We start from the raw sequence: 21,133 nt of genomic DNA on the forward strand, positions 1-21,133 counted from the left end.
GCCGAGAGATCAGGAAGAGACAATGAACACACCCACCTTCGGCGGGACGGCCTTCGGCTCCGGAGCCGCGCCCTCCTCCCGCTACATCCTCCCCACGTTCGAGGAGCGCACGGCCTACGGCTACAAGCGCCAGGACCCCTACGCGAAGCTCTTCGAGGACCGCATCATCTTCCTCGGCGTGCAGGTCGACGACGCGTCCGCGGACGACATCATGGCCCAGCTCCTCGTGCTCGAGAGCCAGGACCCGGACCGCGACATCGTGATGTACATCAACTCGCCCGGTGGCTCGTTCACCGCGATGACGGCGATCTACGACACGATGCAGTACATCCGCCCGCACATCCAGACCGTCGTCCTCGGTCAGGCCGCGTCGGCCGCAGCGGTGCTCACCGCGGCGGGCACGCCCGGCAAGCGCCTGGCGCTGCCGAACGCGCGCATCCTGATCCACCAGCCTGCCGTGCAGCAGGGCGGTGGCCAGGCCTCGGACATCGAGATCCAGGCCGCGGAGATCATGCGCATGCGCGAGTGGCTCGAGAAGACGCTGTCCTTCCACTCCAACCGCTCGCCGGAGCAGGTCAAGAAGGACATCGACCGCGACAAGATCCTCGGCGCCGACGACGCGCTCGAGTACGGACTGATCGACCAGATCCTGACCAGCCGCAAGGGCGTTCCCGCCCTCACGGTCTGACCTCGGGAGACCGACCGATCGTCGAAGGGCCGGGAGGCGGAGCGATCCGCCGCCCGGCCCTTCCGCGTGCCGGCGGGCGGATCCGCGCCGCCGGACCGTAGCAAACCGACACGGACGGGGCAATGGTCCGCCGATCCGGCCCGCCTGCCGAGCCCCCTCGGCTCAGCGGCTAGGCTCGGTCCTGAGTTCGGCGGTTCCGCATGACCGCCCTCTGCGAGACGCTCGACGGCACCGCCGCCCGAGAGCACCGACGCACGACAAGGAAGTGGGGCATCCCCGTGGCACGTATTGGCGAAAGCGCCGACCTGCTGAAGTGCTCGTTCTGCGGCAAGAGCCAGAAGCAGGTCCAGCAGCTCATCGCCGGTCCCGGCGTCTACATCTGCGACGAGTGCGTCGAGCTGTGCAACGAGATCATCGAGGAGCGCCTCTCCGAGTCGAGCGAGGAGACGAGTCACGAGTTCGACCTCCCGAAGCCGAAGGAGATCTACGGCTTCCTCGAGGAGTACGTGATCGGCCAGGAGCAGGCCAAGCGCGCCCTCGCCGTCGCGGTCTACAACCACTACAAGCGCGTGCGGGTGCGCAACACCATCACTGCCGCGGACGCGATCCACGACGAGATCGAGATCGCCAAGAGCAACATCCTGCTGATCGGCCCCACCGGCTGCGGCAAGACCTACCTCGCTCAGACGCTGGCCAAGCGGTTGAACGTGCCCTTCGCCGTGGCCGACGCGACGGCGCTGACCGAGGCGGGCTACGTCGGCGAGGACGTCGAGAACATCCTGCTCAAGCTGATCCAGGCCGCTGACTACGACGTCAAGCGGGCCGAGACCGGCATCATCTACATCGACGAGGTCGACAAGATCGCCCGCAAGGCCGAGAACCCGTCGATCACCCGCGACGTCTCGGGCGAGGGCGTGCAGCAGGCACTGCTGAAGATCCTCGAGGGCACCGTCGCCTCCGTGCCCCCGCAGGGCGGCCGGAAGCACCCGCACCAGGAGTTCATCCAGATCGACACGACGAACGTGCTGTTCATCGTGGCCGGCGCCTTCGCCGGGCTGGAGGACATCATCTCCTCGCGTGCCGGCAAGCGCGGCATCGGCTTCGGCGCTCCGCTGCACAACAAGCAGGACGAGATCAACATCTTCAGCGAGGTGCTCCCGGAGGACCTGCACAAGTTCGGGCTCATCCCCGAGTTCATCGGCCGCCTCCCGGTGGTCACCACCGTCACGCAGCTCGACCAGGTCGCGCTGATGCAGATCCTGACCGAGCCGCGCAACGCGCTGGTCAAGCAGTACCAGCGGATGTTCGAGATCGACGGGGTCGAGCTCGAGTTCGACCGCGGCGCCCTCGAGGCGATCGCCGATCTCGCCGTGCTGCGCCAGACCGGCGCCCGCGGCCTCCGCGCCATCCTCGAGGAGGTGCTCGGCCCGATCATGTTCGAGGTGCCGTCCTCCGACGAGGTCGCCCGCGTGGTCGTCACCCGCGCCGCCGTCCTGGACAACGCCGCGCCGACCATCGTGCCGCACGCTCCGCGCCGCCAGGAGAAGAGCGCCTGAGTCGCCTCCGCCGGGCCGTCGCGTGACCAGTTCGCGCTGATTGGCCCGGCGTTCGCGCGCCCGGGCGGGACGCGGTTCCCTACTCTGGCGGAGCGCATCGCCGATGCGTCCGCCGGCGTCGCGCCCGGCCGGGTCAGCGACCGGAGGCACCGTCATCGTCCAGCCGCTCCTCGCCGGGATCGTCGCCGCGCTCACCGGCTTCTCCAGCTCCTTCGCGATCGTCCTCGCGGGCGTCGTCGCCGTCGGCGCCACCGATGCTCAGGCCGCGTCGGGTCTGCTCGCGGTCTGCGTGCTGCAAGGCGTGCTATGCATCGCGCTGAGTGTGCGCTACCGGGTGCCGATGACCTTCGCCTGGAGCACCCCGGGCGCCGCGCTGCTCGCCGCCACCGCGACCCTGCCCGGGGGCTTCGACCGCGCCGTCGGCGCCTTCCTCGTCGCGTCCGCGCTGATCGTGGTGACCGGGCTCTGGCCGGCGCTCGGGAGGCTCGTGGCGCGCATCCCGCGGCCGCTCGCCAACGCGATGCTCGCCGGCATCCTGTTCCCGCTCGTGCTGGCGCCCGTGCGGGCCGCGGTCGAGATCCCGCTGCTCGCGCTGCCGGTGATCGCGCTCTGGCTGATCCTGCTCCGCCTGCTGCCGCGCTGGGCGGTGCCGGCGGCGATCGCGCTCGCGATCGTGCTGCTGCTCGTCACGGACGGCGCCGCCCTCGCCGGGGCGCCGCTGCTGCCGGTCCCCGAGTTCGTCGTGCCGGTCTTCGAGATCGGCGCGATGGTCGGTATCGGGCTGCCGCTCTACGTCGTCACGATGGCGGGGCAGAACATCCCCGGCATCGCGGTGCTGTCGAGCTTCGGCTTCGAGGCGCACTCCCGTCCGGCGATCGTCTCGAGCGGCCTCGCCTCCGGCGTCTCGGCGGTGTTCGGGGGAGTGCCGGTCAACTACGCGGCGCTGAGTGCTGCTCTGACCGCGGGTCCGGAGGCCTCGCCGCAGCCGGAGCGGCGGTGGATCGCCTCGGTCTCGGCGGGAGCGTCCTATCTGGTGCTCGGCGCGGTCGCGGGAGCGGCCGCCGCCCTCGTCTCCTCCGCCAGTCCGCTGCTGATCGAGGCGGTGGCCGGGCTGGCGCTGCTCGGCGTGTTCGTCTCGTCGGTGCAGGCCGCGGTCGAGGACGCGCGACTGCGTCTGCCCGCCGCGGCGACCCTGCTCGTCACCGCGTCCGGCATCGCGGTCGCGGGGATCGGCTCCGCGTTCTGGGGCCTGGTGGTGGGGCTGGTCGTGCTGGCCTGGCTGCACCCGCGTCGGGTGGCCCGCCACTCCTGACCCCTGGGACGCGCCCTCGGATCAGGCGAGTCCGCGGCGCCGCAGCAGGGGCTCGGTGCGCGCGTCGCGCCCGCGGAACTCCCGGTAGGCGACGAGCGGGTCGCGCGAGCCGCCGATCTCGAGGATCCGCCGCCGGAACCGCTCGCCCGCCGCGCGGTCGAGACCGCCGTTCTCCTCGAACCACTCGACGGTGTCGGCGTCCAGGATCTCGCTCCAGATGTAGGAGTAGTAGCCCGCGGAGTAGCCGCCCGAGAAGACGTGCTTGAAGTAGGTGCTGCGGTAGCGCGGCGGGATCGCGGGGTCCAGCAGCCCGGCGGCCTCCAGCGCGCGCGTCTCGAACTCCACGACGTCGGCGCGGTCGGCGGAGGCGGGTGTCTCGTGCCAGGCGAGGTCGAGCAGGGCGGCGGCCAGGTACTCCGTGGTCGCGAAGCCCTCGCCCCAGAGCGCCGCCGCCTCGAGCTGCTCGACGACGGCGGCCGGCAGTGGCTCGCCGGTCTCGACGTGCCGGGCGTAGACGGGCAGCAGCTCCGGGTGCCGGATCCACATCTCGTTGACCTGGCTCGGGAACTCGACGAAGTCGCGGAAGACGCTCGTCCCGCCGAAGCGCGGGTAGCGCGTGGTCGCGAAGAGGCCGTGCAGCGCGTGCCCGAACTCGTGGAAGAGGGTCTCGACCTCGTCGAGGCTGAGCAGCGCCGGCTCCCCGTTCCCGGGCGCCGAGATGTTCAGCGTGTTCACGACGACGGCGGAGTCGCCGAGCAGCGTCGTCCGGGTCCTGAGCGAGATCATCCAGGCGCCGCCGCGCTTCGAGTCGCGCGTGAACGGGTCGAAGAGGAACAGACCGAGCGGGGTGCCGTCCTCCTCCGCGACCTCGAAGACGCGGACGTGCGCGCTGTGCCCCACCAGGTCGGGCCGCTCCGCGAACCGGACGCCGTAGAGCCCGGTGGCGGCGGCGAAGACGCCCTCGCGCAGGACGCGCTCGAGCTCGAAGTAGGGGCGGAGCGCGCTGGAGTCGACGGCGTAGCGGGCGGTGCGGACGCGCTCCTCGTAGAAGGCGCGGTCCCAGGCCTCGAGCATGAAGCGCGGCCGTCCTGCGGCGTCCTGCTCGGTGTCGGCCTGCTGCTGCATCTGCTCGAGCTCGGCGCGGGCGTTCCGGGCGGCGGGGATCGCGAGCTCCTCGAGGAGGGCGCGGACGCGCTCGGGTGTGCCGGCCGTCTGGCCCGAGATCACGAACGCGGCGTGCGAGGAGTGGCCCAGGAGTGCGGCGCGCTCGGCGCGCAGGGCGACGATGTCGAGCAGGACCTCCCGGTCGTCGTGCGCTCCGCTCTCCCCGGCGCGGCCGAGGGAGGCGCGCAGGATCCGCTCGCGGACGGAGCGATCGCGCAGGCGGGCGAGCCACGGGTGCCCGGAGTAGAGCGGCAGCGTCACGAGGTAGCCGTCGGCACCGCGGTCCGTGGCGGCACGGGCGGCGGCGGAGATCTCGGAGGCGTCGAGTCCGTCGAGCTCCTCGGCGCGCTCCAACAGCACGGCCCGCTCGTTGGTGTCGGCGAGCAGGTTCTTGTCGAACCGGGTGGTCAGGCTCGACAGCCGCTCGTTCAGCGCGCTGAGCCGGGTCTTGCCGGCGTCGTCGAGGAGGGCGCCCGCGCGCTCGAAGCGCAGGAGGACGCGCTCGAGCAGGTAGGAGGTTTCCGCGTCCAGGTCGAGTGTCGCCTCGCGGTCGGCGAGCGAGCGCACCCGGGCGTAGAGGCGTGGGTCGAGGGTGATCGCGTCGTCGTGCGCAGAGAGGAGCGGGGCGAGCTCCTCCTCGACGGCGTCGGTCAGCGGCGTGCGATCGGACGCGCCCACCGTGAAGAAGACCGCGCTGACCCGGCGCAGCTCCCGCCCGGAGCGCTCGAGCGCCACCAGCGTGTTCTCCACCGTCGGCTCGTCAGGGGAGGAGGCGATCGCCTCGATCTCCGCGCGGTGCCGCCGCAGCGCCTCGTCGAACGCCGGGCGGTACGCCTCCGGCTCGACCGCCGCGAAGTCGGGCAGCCCGTGCGGCAGCCCGCTCGGCTCGATCAGGACGGCGACGGCGGCGGAAGTGCTCATCCAGCGAGCCTAGGGGCGCCGCCGCCGCCCACTCATGCTGATCGAGTAGCCCGCGGAGCGGGCGTATCGAGATCCACCGTCGCCGGCAGTGGAGTCTGCAGACCCACCCTCTCGTCGACGGTGGGTCTCGATACGCCCCCTGCGGGGCTACTCGACCAGCATGGGGACGCGCCTGCCGGGCTGTTCGGGCATTGTGCGCTGTGGGCGGAAGCATGCTGATCGAGCAGCGCGCGAAGCGGCCCGCTCATGCTGATCGAGCAGACCGCGCAGCGGCCCATCATGCTGATCGAGTAGCGCGCGCAGCGCGCGTATCGAGATCCACGCCGTCAGCCGCTCAGCCCCAGTCGTCGTCCTCGCCCTCGACGCGGCCCTGCGGCTGGGTGATGTAGGCGGCGTCCTCGTCCGGGTGGTAGGTGATGGTGGTGCCGTCGTCGAGTTCGAGCACGGGCTTGCCCTCGAGCCAGGTCAGCGTCCAGCGCCAGGCGGAGCTGTCCGTGCCGGCGGCGGCGAGCTCGCCCTCCACGTCGCGGACGGCGGTGACGACGATCTCGGGCAGGGTGGACGGCGTGTCTCCGCCGACCGGCCAGCGCGTTCCGAGCTGCATGAGGTGTTCCTCTCGAGAAGAGGGGGAGCGGACCGTGGCCCGCCCCCCGGGGTGATCAGGCGGTCGGCTCGGTCTCGAGCTCGATCTGCACGGAGAGCGATTCGCCCTCGGCGAAGTCGAGCGCGGCGATCCGGCCGACGGCCGCGAGGTCGCCCGCGGCGAGTCGCAGCGACGCCACCAGCTCGGCCGGCGCGGTGACGACGGCGGAGCTAGCCGGCGTCTTCTGGGAGGCCTTCGCATCGGTCTTCGCCCGGCGGATCGCCGTCAGCACGGTGCTGGCCGCGGTGAGAACGGCCGGGTCGCCGCCGAGAGCGGCCTGCTCCGGCCACGGCTGCACGTGCACCGAGCCGTCGTGCGACCAGGACCAGGTCTCCTCGACCGCGAACGGGATGAACGGCGCGAACAGCCGCTGCAGCACGTCCAGCGCGCGGTGCAGGGCGGCGGCCGCGGACGCGCCGTCCTCGCCGTACGCGCGCTCCTTCACCAGCTCCAGGTAGTCGTCGCAGAACGTCCAGAAGAACGCCTCGGTGATCTCGAGCGCACGGGCGTGGTCGTAGTTCTCCAGCGCGGTCGTGGCGTCTGCCACCACGCCGTCGAGCGCGGCGAGCATGCTCAGGTCGAGCGGGTCGCTGACCGTCGCGCCCTCCGGCAGCGGGAAGCCGTGGATGAACTTCGCCGCGTTGAGCACCTTGATGGCCAGGCGGCGGCCGATCTTGATCTGCGTCGGGTTCTGCGGGTCGAAGGCCGCGTCGGTGCCCAGGCGCGAGGAGGCGGCCCAGTAGCGCACCGCGTCCGAGCCGTGCTGCTCGAGCATGCCGGCCGGCGTGACGACGTTGCCCTTCGACTTCGACATCTTCTTGCGGTCGGGGTCGACGATGAAGCCGGAGACCGTCGCGGTGCTCCACGGCGCGCGGCCGTCCTCGAGCTGCGAGCGCAGCAGGGTCGAGAAGAGCCAGGTGCGGATGATGTCCTGACCCTGGGGGCGCAGGTCGTAGGGCGCCACGAGCTGCCAGAGCTCGTCGTCGCGCTCCCAGCCGCCGGCGAGCTGCGGGGTGAGCGAGGAGGTCGCCCAGGTGTCCATCACATCGAGCTCGCCCTGGAAGCCGCCGGCCACGCCGCGCTGGTCCTCCGAGTAGCCGGGGGCGGCGTCCGAGGACGGGTCCACGGGCAGCGCCGACTCCTCGGGGACGATCGGCGCGTCGAACACCGGGTTGCCGTCGCCGTCGAGCGGGTACCAGACCGGGATCGGCACGCCGAAGAAGCGCTGGCGCGAGATCAGCCAGTCGCCGGCGAGGCCGTTCACCCAGTTCTCGTAGCGGACGCGCATGAACTCGGGCACGAACCGCACGTCGCGGCCGAGCTCGAGCAGGCGCTCCTTGAGCGCCGCGTCGCGGGCGCCGTTGACGATGTACCACTGGCGGGTCGAGACGATCTCGAGCGGCTTGTCGCCCTTCTCGAAGAACTTCACCGGGTGGACGATCGGGCGGGGCTCGCCGACCATCTCGCCGGACTCGGTGAGCAGCGCGACCACGGTCTGCTTCGCGGAGAACACGGTCTTGCCGGCGAGCTGCGCGTAGGCGGCACGGCCGGCCTCGCTCTCGATGGCGGCGGGCGCCTCGGAGATCAGGCGGCCGTCGAAGCCGATGACCGCGCGGTTGGGCAGATCGAGCTCGCGCCACCAGACGACGTCGGTCAGGTCGCCGAAGGTGCAGATCATCGCGATGCCCGAGCCCTTGTCCTTCTGCGCGAGGTGGTGCGCGAGCACCGGCACCTCGACGTCGAAGAGCGGAGTGCGCACGGTCGTTCCGAAGAGCGCCTGGTAGCGCTCGTCGTCCGGGTGCGCCACGAGGGCGACGCACGCGGGCAGCAGCTCGGGGCGGGTCGTCTCGATGAAGACGTCCTCCGCACCGTCGCGGTGGAAGCCGATGCGGTGGTACGCGCCGGGCTGGTCCTTGTCCTCGAGCTCGGCCTGCGCGACCGCGGTCCGGAAGGTGATGTCCCAGAGGGTCGGCGCCTGCGCCTGGTAGGCCTCGCCGCGGGCGAGGTTCCGCAGGAAGGCGCGCTGCGACGCGGCCTGCGACTCCTCGCCGATGGTGCGGTAGCTCTGCGTCCAGTCGACCGAGAGGCCGAGGGTGCGCCAGAGGTCCTCGAACTGCTTCTCGTCCTCGACGGTGAGGCGCTCGCACAGCTCGATGAAGTTGCGGCGGGAGATCGGCTTCTGGTCGGCCGCCTTGCTGCTCTTGTTGTCGCCGCCCTCGAACGGCGGCACGAAGTCCGGCGTGTAGGGCAGGGTCGGGTCGCAGCGGACGCCGTAGTAGTTCTGCACCCGGCGCTCGGTGGGCAGGCCGTTGTCGTCCCAGCCCATCGGGTAGAAGACGCTCTTGCCGCGCATGCGCTGGAAGCGCGCGACGACGTCGGTGTGCGTGTAGGAGAAGACGTGCCCGATGTGCAGCGAGCCGGAGGCGGTCGGCGGCGGGGTGTCGATCGAGTAGACGTCCGCGCGGGAGAGCCCGGTGCGATCGAACCGGTAGGTGCCGTCCGTCTGCCAGACGAGGCCCCACTTGCTCTCGAGGCCCTCGAGGGCGGGCTTGGCGGGGAGGCGGTCGGCGACGGTCATGGTTCTCCGGTTCGATATGGGCGGCACCGCGTCGGTGGTGATGATGCCTGGGTGGGGGCTCTCGGAGCGTGTCGCTCACCGGCCGCGACGATCCTACCGCGGGGCCGGGAAGCCGCGACGGGCGGGCGCGGTCAGCCGACGACGGCCGCGAAACCGCGGCAGACCGGCGTCAGCGCCTCGTCGAGGTAGGGCACCAGCTCGCCGCGGGTCGGCCCCGCGGCCGCCCAGGCCTGCACCGCGGCGACCGCCGCCCCGACGCTCGCGTAGGCGACGGCGTGCGCCACGTGCGCGGGCAGCGGACGTCCGGCCCGCGCTCGCACGAACTTCGCGACGATCGCCGCCTGCCGAGCGAGCCGCGAGAGCGCCGACGCCTGCAGCTCGTGCACGCTGCCGATCAGCTCGGTCTGCGTCAGCGCCCACGGCACGCTCGACGGACCGAAGCCCGCGCCGACCGCGAGCAGCGCGCCGCGCAGAGCGTCCATCGTCGACACGGCCGGAGACGCGGCCTCGAGCGCCGCCGGCAGCTCGGCCAGCCGGTCGTCGACGAGCACCCAGAAGACGTCGCTCTTCGAGGCGAAGTAGTTGAAAAAGGTGTTGCGCGAGACGCCGGCGCGCTGGGCGATCTGCTCGACCGTCGTGCCCGCGTAGCTCTGCTCCACGAAGAGATCGAGAGCCGCGTCCTCGAGCATGGATCGCGACGACGCCCGCGGCCGTCCGCGACCCGCTCCCGCTGTCCGCGCCATGACCGCCTCCGCCCCTGTCCGGCGACCGCCGACGCGCTAGGATAACGGCTGGACGACTTCGACCCGGCCATCACCGGTGAGTCTCCGGAAGAACAGCCCGGCCCCGGCCGCGGCCCAGTAGACCCGGACGGGTACGGCCCGTGACAGCCGATCGAGTGGGAGCGACCAGGGACAGCCCGTGAGGGCCGGTCCTGGGCGGTTCAAGCGAGGTGGTACCGCGACCCGGCCCGGGGTCTGAGATCCGGGCGGGCCGTCCTCGTGCAGACCAGCAGCACTGCCAGGAGACCGCACGTGACCTACCCCCTGACCCCGCCCACCCCCCGCGACGCCGAGAGCGCCGGAGACGATCCGAGCACCGGCGTCCCCGCGAGCACCGGCTCCGCCTTCGGCCGCGGCGTCCCCGCGTCGCCGCGGTTCCCGCAGATCGAGGAGAAGGTCCTCGCCTACTGGAAGGCCGACGACACCTTCCAGGAGTCGATCCGCTCCCGCGAGGGCGCCCAGGAGTGGGTGTTCTACGACGGCCCGCCCTTCGCCAACGGCCTGCCGCACTACGGGCACCTGCTGACCGGCTACGCCAAGGACGTCTTCCCCCGCTTCCAGACGATGCGCGGCAAGCAGGTGCACCGCCGCTTCGGCTGGGACACGCACGGCCTGCCCGCCGAGCTCGAGGCGGAGCGGCAGCTCGGCATCACCGACAAGTCGCAGATCGAGGAGATGGGCGTCGCCGCGTTCAACGCCGCCGCCAAGGAGTCGGTGCTGCGCTACACGGGCGAGTGGCAGGACTACGTCACCCGCCAGGCGCGCTGGGTCGACTTCGACGACGACTACAAGACCCTCGACCCCACCTTCATGGAGTCCGTGATCTGGGCCTTCAAGCGGCTCTACGACAAGGGCCTCGCCTACGAGGGCCACCGCGTGCTGCCCTACTGCTGGCGCGACCAGACGCCGCTCTCGAACCACGAGCTGCGGATGGACGACGACGTCTACAAGATGCGCCAGGACCAGACGGTCACGGTCACCTTCCCCCTCGTCGGCGAGACCGCCGAGGCGCTGAACCTCACCGCCGTCCGCGCTCTCGCCTGGACGACGACCCCGTGGACGCTGCCCACCAACGCCGCGCTCGCCGTCGGCCCCGACATCGAGTACGCCGTGCTGGCGGCCGGCCCGAACGGCGCCGCCGATGGCAAGGGCGAGCCGGAGGAGCGCGAGCTCTCGGCCGAGTACCTGCTCGCCATCGACCAGGTCGGCGCCTACGCGAAGGACCTCGGCTACGAGGACGCGGAGTCGGCGCTGGCCGCCGTCTCGCGCACGCACCGCGGCAGCGAGCTCGAGGGCATCAGCTACGACCGCCTCTGGGACCACTACGCCGACACCGAGCAGTGGGGCACGCAGAACGCCTGGCGCATCCTCGTCGCCGACTACGTGACCACCAGCGAGGGCACCGGCATCGTGCACCAGGCGCCGGCCTACGGCGAGGACGACCAGAAGGTCTGCGAGGCGGCGGGCATCCCCGTCATCATCTCCGTCGACGACGGCGGCCGCTTCCTGCCGCAGATCAGCGAGGTCGCCGGCCTGCAGGTCTTCGAGGCCAACAAGCCGCTGACGCAGCTCCTGAAGGCGCAGCACCGCCTGCTCCGCCAGGCCAGCTACGAGCACAGCTACCCGCACTGCTGGCGCTGCCGCAACCCGCTGATCTACAAGGCCGTCTCGAGCTGGTTCGTCCGCGTCACCGCGATCCGCGACCGGATGGAGGAGCTGAACCAGGAGATCACCTGGGTCCCCGAGAACGTCAAGGACGGCCAGTTCGGCAAGTGGCTCTCCGGCGCGCGCGACTGGTCGATCAGCCGCAACCGCTACTTCGGCTCGCCGATCCCGGTGTGGAAGAGCGACGACCCGGACTACCCGCGCATCGACGTCTACGGCTCGCTCGACGAGCTCGAGCGCGACTTCGGCGTGCGTCCCGAGGACCTGCACCGCCCCTACATCGACGAGCTCACCCGCCCGAACCCCGACGACCCGACCGGCCGCTCGACGATGCGCCGCATCAGCGACGTGCTCGACGTCTGGTTCGACTCCGGCTCGATGCCGTTCGCGCAGGTGCACTACCCGTTCGAGAACTCCGACTGGTTCGACTCGCACAACCCCGCCGACTTCATCGTCGAGTACATCGGGCAGACCCGCGGCTGGTTCTACACACTGCACGTGCTCTCGACCGCGCTCTTCGACCGGCCGGCCTTCCGCAACGTCGTCAGCCACGGCATCGTGCTCGGCAACGACGGGCAGAAGATGTCCAAGTCGCTGCGCAACTACCCGGACGTCGCCGAGGTCTTCGACCGCGACGGCTCCGACGCCATGCGCTGGTTCCTGATGTCGAGCCCGGTGCTGCGCGGCGGCAACCTCGTCGTCACCGAGGAGGGCATCCGCGAGGGCGTCCGCCAGGTGCTGCTGCCGCTCTGGAACACCTGGTACTTCTTCTCGCTCTACGCCAACGCCTCCGTCGACGCCGCGGGCGAGGGCTACAGCGCGACCCGCCGCACCGACTCCGACGACGTGCTCGACCGCTACCTGCTGGCCAAGACGCACGACCTGATCGAGACCGTCACCGGCCACCTCGAGGCGCTCGACTCGACCCTCGCGGCGGCCGCGCTGCGCGACTTCGCCGACGTGCTGACCAACTGGTACGTCCGCCGCTCGCGCGACCGCTTCTGGCAGGGCGTCGATGCCGAGGGCCGCGGCACGGAGGCGTTCGACACGCTCTTCACCGTGCTCGAGACCGTCTGCCGGGTCGCCGCGCCGCTGCTCCCGTTGATGACCGAGGAGATCTGGCAGGGCCTGACCGGCCGCCGGAGCGTGCACCTGGCCGACTGGCCGGACGCCGCCGAGTTCCCGGTCGACGAGACGCTGGTGCACGCGATGGACGCCGTCCGCGGCATCTCCTCCACGGCTCTGTCGCTGCGCAAGCAGGCCGGCCTCCGGGTCCGCCTGCCGCTCGCGCGGCTCACCGTGGTCGTCGACGACGCCGCCGAGCTCGCGCCGTTCGAGGCGATCCTGCGCGACGAGCTGAATGTCAAGGAGGTGTCGCTGGTCCCGCTCGTCGAGTCCAGCGCGGCCGACTACGGCGTCACCTCGCGCCTCTCCGTCAACGCGCGGGCCGCCGGTCCGCGCCTCGGCAAGGGCGTGCAGACCGTCATCAGGGCCGCGAAGGCCGGCGACTGGAGCGAGACCGACGGCGTCGTCACCGCCGGCGGCGTCGAGCTGGTCGAGGGCGAGTACGAGCTGACCCTCGAGGTGGGTGGCTCGGGAGCCGACGACCGCGCGATCGCGCTGCTGCCGCGCGGCGGCTTCGTGCTGCTCGACACGGCGACCACGCCGGAGCTGGAGGCCGAGGGCCTGGCCCGCGACCTGATCCGCGCCGTGCAGGACGCCCGCAAGGCGGCCGGATTCGAGGTCAGCGACCGCATCGAGCTCGAGATCGTCCTCGACGAGATGAGCATGGCGGCCCTCGAGCCGCACGCGCTCTGGATCGCCGAGGAGACCCTCGCGACCGGCTTCGGGTTCGCCGCGCTCACCACTGCGCTGGAGGGCGGCGAGGGTGCGATCGCCTTCGGGCCCGCCGGCACCGCCATCATCCGCGTCGAGAAGGTGGAGGCCTCCGATGTCTGACAAGGACCGCTACTCCGAGGAGGACGCCCGGCTCGCGCGTGAGGCGGCCGACGCCGTCTACGCGAAGCTGCTGAAGCGGCTCGGCGAGGCGAGCCCCCGCCCGCGGCTCGCGCCGACGCGGCGCGCCGTCGACTACATGGGCGACCCGCAGCAGGCCTACCCCGTCATCCAGGTCGCCGGCACCAACGGCAAGACCTCGACCAGCCGGATGATCGAGAGCCTGCTCCGCGCCCACGGGCTGCGGGTCGGCCTCTTCACCAGCCCGCACCTCGAGCGCTTCAACGAGCGGATCGTCATCGACGGCGCGCCGATCTCCGACCTCAGCCTCGCCACGAACTGGCTCGACGTCGAGCCCTACCTCACCATGACCGACGCCGAGCTCGTCGGCCGGGGCGAGAGCACGCTCTCGTTCTTCGAGGCGCTCACCGTGCTGGCCTACGCCGCCTTCGCGGACGCCCCGGTCGACGTCGCGGTGATCGAGGTCGGCATGGGCGGCGAGTGGGACTCGACGAACGTCGCGGACGCGCAGGTCGCCGTCTTCACGCCGATCGCACTCGACCACACCCGGCAGCTCGGCGCGACGATCGAGGAGATCGCCCGCACCAAGTCCGGCATCGTGAAGCCCGCGGCCGCCGTGGTGTCGGCGAAGCAGACCCCCGAGGCGGAGGCGGTGCTGCGGCAGGCGGCCGAGCTGACCGAGTCGACGATCGTGTTCGAGGGCGCCGACTTCGACGTCGAGTCGACCACGGTCGCCGTGGGCGGCCAGCTCGTCTCCGTCCGCGGTCTCGTCACCCGCTACGAGCAGCTTCTGCTGCCGTTCTTCGGCGACCATCAGGCCGAGAACGCGGCGGTGGCGATCGCCGCGGTCGAGACGTTCCTCGGCGGCGGCACGCAGGAGCTGACCGGGAACGTCCTCGACGAGGGCTTCGCCGCGGCGACCTCGCCCGGCCGCCTCCAGATCGTCGGCCAGTCGCCGCGCACGGTCGTCGATGCGGCGCACAACCCGCACGGCGCGGCCTCCCTCGCCTCCGCGATCGAGCGCTACTTCGACTTCGACCGCGTCACCGCGGTCCTCGGCGTCCTCGCCGAGAAGGACGCGGACGGCATCCTGCGCGCGCTCCGGCCGGTCGTCGACGAGCTCATCGTCACGACCGCCCCGAGCGAGCGCGGAGTGCCGGCCGAGGAGCTCGCCGAGCTGGCCCGCACCGTGTTCCCCGCGGAGTCGGTCCGCGTCGCCGAGGATCCGGACGGCGCGCTCACCGCCGGCCGCCTCCTCGCCGCCCGCACGGACAAGGGCGCCCTGCTCGTGACCGGATCGATCACCCTCGTCGGACGGACGATGACGGTCGCGCGCGACGAGAACTGGCTGGGCGCGTGAGGGCCGGCCGCCCGCGCCGGAACCGGACGGTCCGCGAGAGCCTCGGCTCGATCGTCCTCGGCTTCGAGGCCGTCATCGTCTTCCTCGCGACGCTCGTCGCCTTCGGGCTGAAGGCCGCCGATCCGGTGATCGTCCTGGTCGGGGGAGCGGTCGTCTGCCTCGCCCTCGTCGCGACCCTCGGCCTGCTGAACCGGCCGGCCGGCTTCCGGATCGGCTGGGTCCTCCAGTTCGTTATCGTGGCCACCGGTGTCCTGGTGCCGATCATGTTCGTCATCGGCGCGGCGTTCGTCGCTCTGTGGACCTACTGCATGGTCACCGGCACCAAGCTCGACACCCAGGACCGCCGCGCGGCGGACGGGCCCACCGACCCCACCCCCACCTAAGGAGACCGCTGAACCATGGCCATCCAGGAGACCCTCGTCCTCGTCAAGCCCGACGGCGTCGCCCGCAACCTCACCGGCGAGATCCTCCGCCGCATCGAGGCGAAGGGCTACTCGCTCGTCGACATCAAGCTCGTCGAGGCCGACCGCGAGCTGCTCGCCGCCCACTACGCCGAGCACGAGGGCAAGCCGTTCTACGAGCCCCTCGTCGAGTTCATGGAGAGCGGCCCCATCGTCGCCCTCCGCATCGCCGGCGACCGCGTCATCGAGGGCTTCCGCTCCCTCGCCGGCACGACCGACCCCACCACCGCCGCCCCCGGCACCATCCGCGGCGACTTCGGCCGCGACTGGGGCCTCAAGGTCCAGCAGAACCTCGTGCACGGCAGCGACTCCGCTGAATCCGCGGAGCGCGAGCTCTCGCTCTGGTTCGCCTGAAAGGCGAACCGCCCTGTGCCGTCTTGCGCCGCGGTAATCCGCGACGCCGCAGTCGGCTTTCGTGAATGGCGCGTTCCGCAGAGCGTCCTGCGCTCGGCGACGGGAAAGCGCTGACACGCGCTTTCCCGGATGCGCCTCCGAGGCGGTCGCCCGCGTGCTCAGGTCCTTCGGCGAGAGCTGCCCGAGCGGGCTGGTCCTCTCAGGTGGGGACGGGAGCGCACATGCTGATCGAGTAGCCCGCGCAGCGGGCGTATCGAGATCCACCGGGGTCAGCAGGCGGGTCTGCAGGCTCCCGTCCTGACGACGGTGGGTCTCGATACGCCGCTGCGCGGCTACTCGACCAGCATGGAAGGGCGCGCCCCGCGGCCTGGCCCCCAAGCATGCTGTCGGCAGCGCGATGGCCCCAAAGCATGCTGTCGGCAGCGCGATGGCCCCCAAGCATGCTGTCGGCAGCGCGACGGCCCCCAAGCACGCTGATCGAGTAGCCCGCGGAGCGGGCGTATCGAGATCCTCCCCTCCCGGGGGCTCCGTCAGCCGTCAGCCCGGCAGCGTCAGAGGTAGGACAGCACGTCGAGTCGCACCTGGGCCATCACGGCGATCGCCAGGTAGCAGACGATCGTGATGAACGGCACCCAGCCGTACGCGGCGCCGGCGAAGCGGCGGACCGCGGCGGGGACCGGGAACACGCCCTCGCGGAGGTTGCGGAGGGTCACCAGCCAGAAGCCGGGGATGACGACGGCCCAGGTGAGCATGCACCAGGGGCAGAGCGTCCCGAGGGCGAAGATGCTCGTCGCGATCAGCCAGCCGACGAAGGCGAGGGCGAGGACGAAGCCGAGGTTGAACAGCGCCCAGAACCAGCGGTCGAAGCGCGCCCCCGCGAGCAGCCCGGCACCGACGACGATCGGGGCGATCCACGCGGCGACGCCGATCAGCGGATTCGGGAAGCCGAAGATCGCGCCCTGCGCCGACTTCAGGTTGGCGCTGCACTGCACGAGCAGGCTGAAGTCGCAGCCGAGGGCCTCCGACGATCCGCTGAGCGACGCGAACTTGTCGAGCGTCAGCGTGAACGCGGCGATCCAGCCGACCACGCCGAGAACGATCAGGAGCACCGCGAAGAGGACCGGACGCTGCTGGGTGGGGGCGCTCGGCACCTCGGGATCGCTGGACACCGGGGGATTATGGCACGCGGCGAATCGGCGGCTCTGGGAATGCGTGCGATAATCGGAGCCGTCGGCCCGGAAGATCCCGCACCGACGCGAAGAAGGTTTACCGGGCGAGCACCGGGCCACAGGAGATCGACAGCGTTCCGCGAATGAGCGCGACGCATCTCCACGTGTCGGATAGTCAGTTCCGAGGAGAAGCTGCAACCGGAGTCCTGCGCCACGTGAGCGACGGGACCGGGGGAGCGGAAGGATTCGCGGCGGGCCGAGGCCCGTCGCTCGAGAACAGCATCCGGGTCGACGGCGCGGCGCACGACCCGGCCGAGGAGTGCACCAGGAATGGTGGAAGACAACAGCACGGGCGGATCCGAACCGGACCGCGACGAGCCCCGCAGCGGGGCCAGGAAGATCAGTCGCCTCTTCGGTGGCCGTCGGACGAACCGACGGGCCGGATCGAGCGCATCAGCGACAGGGGAAACGATCATCGACACGAACGACGCCGAGCAGAACGGGTCGGACACCGCCGCCCCGGACACGGCAGCCCAGGACACCGAGCAGACCACCGCGCCGGACGCGAGCGCCGACCCCGGCGAGACGGAAGGGCCGGCCTCGACCGGCGCCGCCTTCTTCACCGCCGGCCCGGAGTCGCCGGCCGACGCCGAGCAGTCCGCGACGGAGGAGTCCGCTCCCCGCCGCCCGCCGCTGCCGAGCACGTCGCTGCTCTTCCAGGCGCCGATCCTGCCCGACTACGTCCAGCTGACCCCGCTGCCGCCCCGAGGCGAACCGCTCGGCGTCCGCGAGGAGCGCGACGAGCCGGAGGAGGAGCAGGGCTCCGTCCGCCGCCGCTCGCGTCGCCGCAGCGGCGAGAGCGACCGCGGCGGCTCCGACGACCCCGAGAACACCGTCGTCCGGGTCCGTCAGCCGCGCGAGCAGCGCGAGCCCCGCGAGCCCCGCGAGCCGGAGCTCATCACCGAGCCGCAGCGCATCAAGGGCTCCACCCGCCTCGAGGCCAAGAAGCAGCGCCGCCGGGACGGCCGCGACGCCGGCCGCCGCCGCACGGTCGTCACCGAGTCCGAGTTCCTCGCCCGTCGGGAGGCCGTCGACCGCGTCATGGTCGTCCGCTCCAAGGAGGACAGCATCCGCATCGGCGTGCTCGAGGACGGCGTCCTCGCCGAGCACTACGTCGCCCGCTCGCAGGAGGCGTCGCTGATCGGCAACGTCTACCTCGGCCGCGTGCAGAACGTCCTGCCCAGCATGGAGGCGGCCTTCGTCGACATCGGGCGCGGCCGCAACGCCGTGCTCTACTCCGGCGAGGTCGACTGGGACGCCGCGAACAACGCCGGCGGCCCCCGCCGCATCGAGCTCGCGCTCAAGCCCGGCGACCGCGTGCTCGTCCAGGTCACCAAGGACCCAGTCGGCCACAAGGGTGCCCGCCTCACCAGCCAGATCTCGCTCCCGGGCCGCTACCTCGTCTACGTGCCCAACGGCTCGATGAACGGCATCTCGCGCAAGCTCCCGGACACGGAGCGCGCGCGCCTCAAGAAGATCCTCAAGGAGGTCCTCCCCGAGAACGTGGGCGTCATCGTCCGCACCGCCGCCGAGGGCGCCACGGAGGAGCAGCTGACGGTCGACGTCGAGCGCCTCACCGCGCAGTGGACCGCGCTCAGCACCAAGGCCGCGACCGGCCAGGCGCCCGCGCTGCTGCACAGCGAGCCCGACCTGCTGATCAAGATCGTCCGCGACGTCTTCAACGAGGACTTCGAGAAGATGGTGATCGCCGGCGACGACGCCCGCGAGACCATCGAGCTCTACCTCAGCCAGGTCGCCCCCGACCTGCTCGAGCGGGTCCAGGTCTACTCCGGCGAGCAGGACGCGTTCGACGAGTTCCGCATCACCGAGCAGATCGAGAAGGCCCTCGAGCGCAAGGTCTGGCTGCCCAGCGGCGGCTCGCTCGTGATCGACCGCACCGAGGCCATGACCGTCGTCGACGTGAACACCGGCAAGTTCGTCGGCTCCGGCGGCAACCTCGAGGAGACGGTCACCAAGAACAACCTCGAGGCCGCCGAGGAGATCGTCCGCCAGCTGCGGCTGCGCGACATCGGCGGCATCATCGTCGTCGACTTCATCGACATGGTGCTCGAGTCCAACCGCGACCTCGTGCTCCGGCGCCTGGTCGAGTGCCTGAGCCGCGACCGGACCAAGCACCAGGTCGCCGAGGTCACCTCGCTCGGCCTCGTGCAGATGACCCGCAAGAAGCTCGGCCTCGGCCTCCTCGAGACCTTCAGCGAGAACTGCGAGGTCTGCGCGGGCCGCGGCGTCATCGTCCAGCACGACCCCGTGGTCAAGCACCGATCGACCGCGGCTCCGCAGCAGGAGCGCCGCCGCGGCGGCAAGCCCGCTGGCGAGCAGCCCGCGAACGGCCGCGGCGGCCAGGCTGGTCAGAACGGCTACAGCGCCCAGAACGGCGCTGGCGCGCAGAACGGCTCCAAGCCGGTCAGCACCCACGCCATCACCGACGACGCCAAGAACGCGCTCGCGCAGATCGCGGCGAGCACGATCCACCCGGCCGCCGTCCGGCACGCCGCGGAGGAGGCCGTCGCCCTCGTCGACGAGGCCACGACCACCGCGGCGGAGACGCAGTCGGCCGAGCAGCCGGCCGATCCGTCCGCCGAGCAGTCGGGCGAGCAGTCCGCGGAGCGTCAGGGCGAGTCGTCCGGCCGCCGCGAGCGTCCCGCCCGGGGCGAGCGCCGTCGCCGAGGCCGGGACCGCGAACCGCGCCAGGAGACGCCGGAGTCCGGCGAGCAGCAGGAGTCCGCTCCCGCCGCCCGCGAGACGGCCCAGGAGCCCGCAGTGCAGGAGCCCGCGGCTCAGCCCGTCGCGGCCGAGGCTCCTGCGGCCCAGGCTCCGGTGGTCCCGATCCTCGACATCCCGATCCCGCCCGCGCCGGTCGTGACCGAGCGCCGGGTGCCGAGCGCGGTCGCCGAGCACCTCCTCGACTCCGTTCTGGACGCGCTGCCCGCACCCAAGCAGCCCGGCCAGGGCCGCGCCAAGAGCCGTCGCGTCACCACGGCGGCGCTCACCGGGATCGCGGTCGTGCCCGAGCAGACGCCGCGCCGCGCGCAGTAGCGCGACCAGCGACGATCAGTGGGGCCCGGTGCCCGGCGAGAGCCGGCGCCGGGCCCTCTCCGCGTCCCGGTCCCGGCCCTTCACCCTCAGCCCGCTGTCGCGGAGCCGCTCGACCAGCTCCCGGCTGCCCACGGGCACGGCACCCGCCGCCAGCAGCTCCTCGCGACGCGCGGCGGGCACGTCGTAGTGATCGAGGTCGAAGCCGCGCTCCGGCAGCCCGACGCGGCGCGCGAAGGCGTGCAGCTCCTCCAGGGAGGAGTCGCTGACGAGGTGGGCCCAGAGCGTGTCGTGGGCGGGCCAGCGCGCCGCGTCGAGGAGGATCGCCATCCGTCGATCGTAGGCGGCGCGCCTGCCCGATCCGCGGCACGGCCTGCACTATCGTGACGGGGTCGTCGGTCGGGCGGCACCCCCTCCGGGGCGGTGCGCGTTTGACCGGGGAGCACGGATCCCGTACTCTTGACCGTTGGTGTGGCGCGATCCATGTGCTCACGCAGATTTCCGTTGCCGCTCGGTCCCTCACGGGATGCGAGCCGCGGTGCCGGTCCCCTCGTCCCGTACGAGAGACGGGTACGACCGGGAAGACCGGGGTCCGACCCCGTCCTTACAAGCCCCGGACAGCGCTCACGCGCCGTCCAGATGAGAAAACAGGTACGAGAAGTGGTTTACGCAGTTGTGCGCGCCGGTGGCCGGCAGGAGAAGGTCGAGGTCGGCACCATCGTGACGATGGACCGCATCAAGGCCGACGAGAACGGCACCGTGCAGCTGGCTGCCGTGCTCCTCGTCGACGGGGACTCCATCACCTCGGACGCCGCGGCGCTCGAGAAGGTGTCGGTCACGGCCGAGGTGCTCGAGGAGCTCCGCGGTCCGAAGATCATCATCCAGAAGTTCAAGAACAAGACCGGGTACAAGAAGCGCCAGGGGCACCGTCAGGACCTCACGCGCGTCAAGGTCACGGGCATCAAGTAACACCCACACTTCGCTGATCTGCGGCGGGAGCCATCGCTCCGCAGAGCATCAGCACGGGGCTGCGGCCCCCCGGTCTCGAGGAGATGAGAAATGGCACACAAGAAGGGCGCAAGCTCCACCCGCAACGGTCGCGATTCGAACGCGCAGCGTCTCGGCGTGAAGCGCTTCGGCGGTCAGGTCGTCAGCGCGGGCGAGATCATCGTCCGCCAGCGCGGCACCCACTTCCACCCCGGCGTCAACGTCGGTCGTGGCGGCGACGACACCCTGTTCGCCCTCTCGGCCGGTGCGGTCGAGTTCGGCCAGAAGGGCGGCCGCAAGGTCGTCAACATCGTGGTGGCCGCCGCTTAGGCAGCTCTCCTCGGCCGAGCAGGCACAGGACGCAAGGGGCGGGCTTCGGCTCGCCCCTTGCGCGTTGCTGCG

16 protein-coding genes are annotated in these 21,133 nt (G+C 71.6%); 10 read left to right on the plus strand and 6 right to left on the minus strand.

Going from position 1 to position 21,133, the window contains the following annotated elements; translation table 11 throughout:
* Positions 1–22: 22 nt before the first annotated feature.
* The 3 genes from EDF17_RS07030 (at position 23) to EDF17_RS07040 (ending at position 3,556) form a co-directional block, all read left to right on the plus strand.
* A complete protein-coding gene (locus EDF17_RS07030) occupies positions 23–688 on the plus strand; it encodes an ATP-dependent Clp protease proteolytic subunit (protein ID WP_123445811.1) in 666 nt (221 codons plus the stop codon).
* A gap of 278 nt (positions 689–966) precedes the next feature.
* Positions 967–2,244, plus strand: a complete 1,278-nt coding sequence (gene clpX / locus EDF17_RS07035) for an ATP-dependent Clp protease ATP-binding subunit ClpX (RefSeq protein WP_123445812.1) — start codon at positions 967–969, stop codon at positions 2,242–2,244.
* 103 nt (positions 2,245–2,347) lie between these two features.
* On the plus strand, positions 2,348–3,556 hold the full coding sequence (locus EDF17_RS07040; RefSeq protein ID WP_123445813.1) for a benzoate/H(+) symporter BenE family transporter: 1,209 nt from the start codon (positions 2,348–2,350) through the stop codon (positions 3,554–3,556).
* Positions 3,557–3,577: 21 nt separating this feature from the next.
* On the opposite strand, the gene EDF17_RS07045 is transcribed toward EDF17_RS07040, so the two are convergent.
* The 4 genes from EDF17_RS07045 to EDF17_RS07060 all read right to left on the minus strand — a co-directional run bounded on the left by EDF17_RS07045 (position 3,578) and on the right by EDF17_RS07060 (position 9,551).
* Positions 3,578–5,641: a M3 family metallopeptidase gene (locus EDF17_RS07045; protein WP_123445814.1), complete on the minus strand. Its 2,064-nt coding sequence runs from the start codon at positions 5,639–5,641 to the stop codon at positions 3,578–3,580.
* Between the two features lie 334 nt (positions 5,642–5,975).
* Positions 5,976–6,245, minus strand: a complete 270-nt coding sequence (locus EDF17_RS07050; RefSeq protein WP_123445815.1) for a hypothetical protein — start codon at positions 6,243–6,245, stop codon at positions 5,976–5,978.
* Positions 6,246–6,300: 55 nt separating this feature from the next.
* A complete protein-coding gene (gene valS, locus EDF17_RS07055) occupies positions 6,301–8,862 on the minus strand; it encodes a valine--tRNA ligase (protein ID WP_123445816.1) in 2,562 nt (853 codons plus the stop codon).
* A 131-nt stretch (positions 8,863–8,993) separates the two neighbouring features.
* Complete coding sequence (locus EDF17_RS07060; protein ID WP_243732811.1) at positions 8,994–9,551, minus strand: TetR family transcriptional regulator; 558 nt, start codon at positions 9,549–9,551, stop codon at positions 8,994–8,996.
* 357 nt (positions 9,552–9,908) lie between these two features.
* On the opposite strand from EDF17_RS07060, the gene ileS reads away from it, so the two are divergent.
* The 4 genes from ileS to ndk are packed head-to-tail and all read left to right on the plus strand — an operon-like array spanning position 9,909 to position 15,461.
* Positions 9,909–13,268 (plus strand): isoleucine--tRNA ligase, encoded by a 3,360-nt coding sequence (gene ileS, locus EDF17_RS07065; protein WP_123446020.1) that lies wholly within the window; start codon positions 9,909–9,911, stop codon positions 13,266–13,268.
* Positions 13,261–14,646 carry a folylpolyglutamate synthase/dihydrofolate synthase family protein gene (locus EDF17_RS07070; RefSeq protein ID WP_123445818.1) on the plus strand — a complete coding sequence of 462 codons (1,386 nt, stop codon included), beginning with the start codon at positions 13,261–13,263 and terminating at the stop codon, positions 14,644–14,646. The genes ileS and EDF17_RS07070 overlap by 8 nt, the downstream gene beginning before the upstream one ends.
* Positions 14,643–15,029: a DUF4233 domain-containing protein gene (locus EDF17_RS07075; RefSeq protein WP_243732812.1), complete on the plus strand. Its 387-nt coding sequence runs from the start codon at positions 14,643–14,645 to the stop codon at positions 15,027–15,029. Before EDF17_RS07070 ends, EDF17_RS07075 begins: the two co-directional genes overlap by 4 nt.
* A gap of 15 nt (positions 15,030–15,044) precedes the next feature.
* On the plus strand, positions 15,045–15,461 hold the full coding sequence (gene ndk / locus EDF17_RS07080; protein ID WP_123445819.1) for a nucleoside-diphosphate kinase: 417 nt from the start codon (positions 15,045–15,047) through the stop codon (positions 15,459–15,461).
* Positions 15,462–16,012: 551 nt separating this feature from the next.
* On the opposite strand, the gene EDF17_RS07085 is transcribed toward ndk, so the two are convergent.
* The gene (locus EDF17_RS07085; protein WP_243732813.1) at positions 16,013–16,630 is read right to left on the minus strand and encodes a vitamin K epoxide reductase family protein; all 618 of its coding nucleotides are present in this window, start codon (positions 16,628–16,630) and stop codon (positions 16,013–16,015) included.
* 330 nt (positions 16,631–16,960) lie between these two features.
* On the opposite strand from EDF17_RS07085, the gene EDF17_RS07090 reads away from it, so the two are divergent.
* Positions 16,961–19,747 carry an Rne/Rng family ribonuclease gene (locus EDF17_RS07090; protein WP_123445820.1) on the plus strand — a complete coding sequence of 929 codons (2,787 nt, stop codon included), beginning with the start codon at positions 16,961–16,963 and terminating at the stop codon, positions 19,745–19,747.
* A gap of 15 nt (positions 19,748–19,762) precedes the next feature.
* On the opposite strand, the gene EDF17_RS07095 is transcribed toward EDF17_RS07090, so the two are convergent.
* On the minus strand, positions 19,763–20,074 hold the full coding sequence (locus EDF17_RS07095) for a DUF4031 domain-containing protein (protein WP_123445821.1): 312 nt from the start codon (positions 20,072–20,074) through the stop codon (positions 19,763–19,765).
* 330 nt (positions 20,075–20,404) lie between these two features.
* Here EDF17_RS07095 and rplU point away from each other — a divergent pair, with 330 nt between their 5' ends.
* Positions 20,405–20,713, plus strand: coding sequence for a 50S ribosomal protein L21 (gene rplU / locus EDF17_RS07100; protein ID WP_123445822.1), 309 nt, complete (start codon positions 20,405–20,407; stop codon positions 20,711–20,713).
* Between the two features lie 90 nt (positions 20,714–20,803).
* Positions 20,804–21,061, plus strand: a complete 258-nt coding sequence (gene rpmA / locus EDF17_RS07105) for a 50S ribosomal protein L27 (RefSeq protein WP_123445823.1) — start codon at positions 20,804–20,806, stop codon at positions 21,059–21,061.
* Positions 21,062–21,133 lie beyond the last annotated feature (72 nt).

The organism is Rathayibacter sp. PhB1, from assembly GCF_004362935.1.
In the GTDB taxonomy this organism is placed as follows: domain Bacteria; phylum Actinomycetota; class Actinomycetes; order Actinomycetales; family Microbacteriaceae; genus Rathayibacter; species Rathayibacter festucae.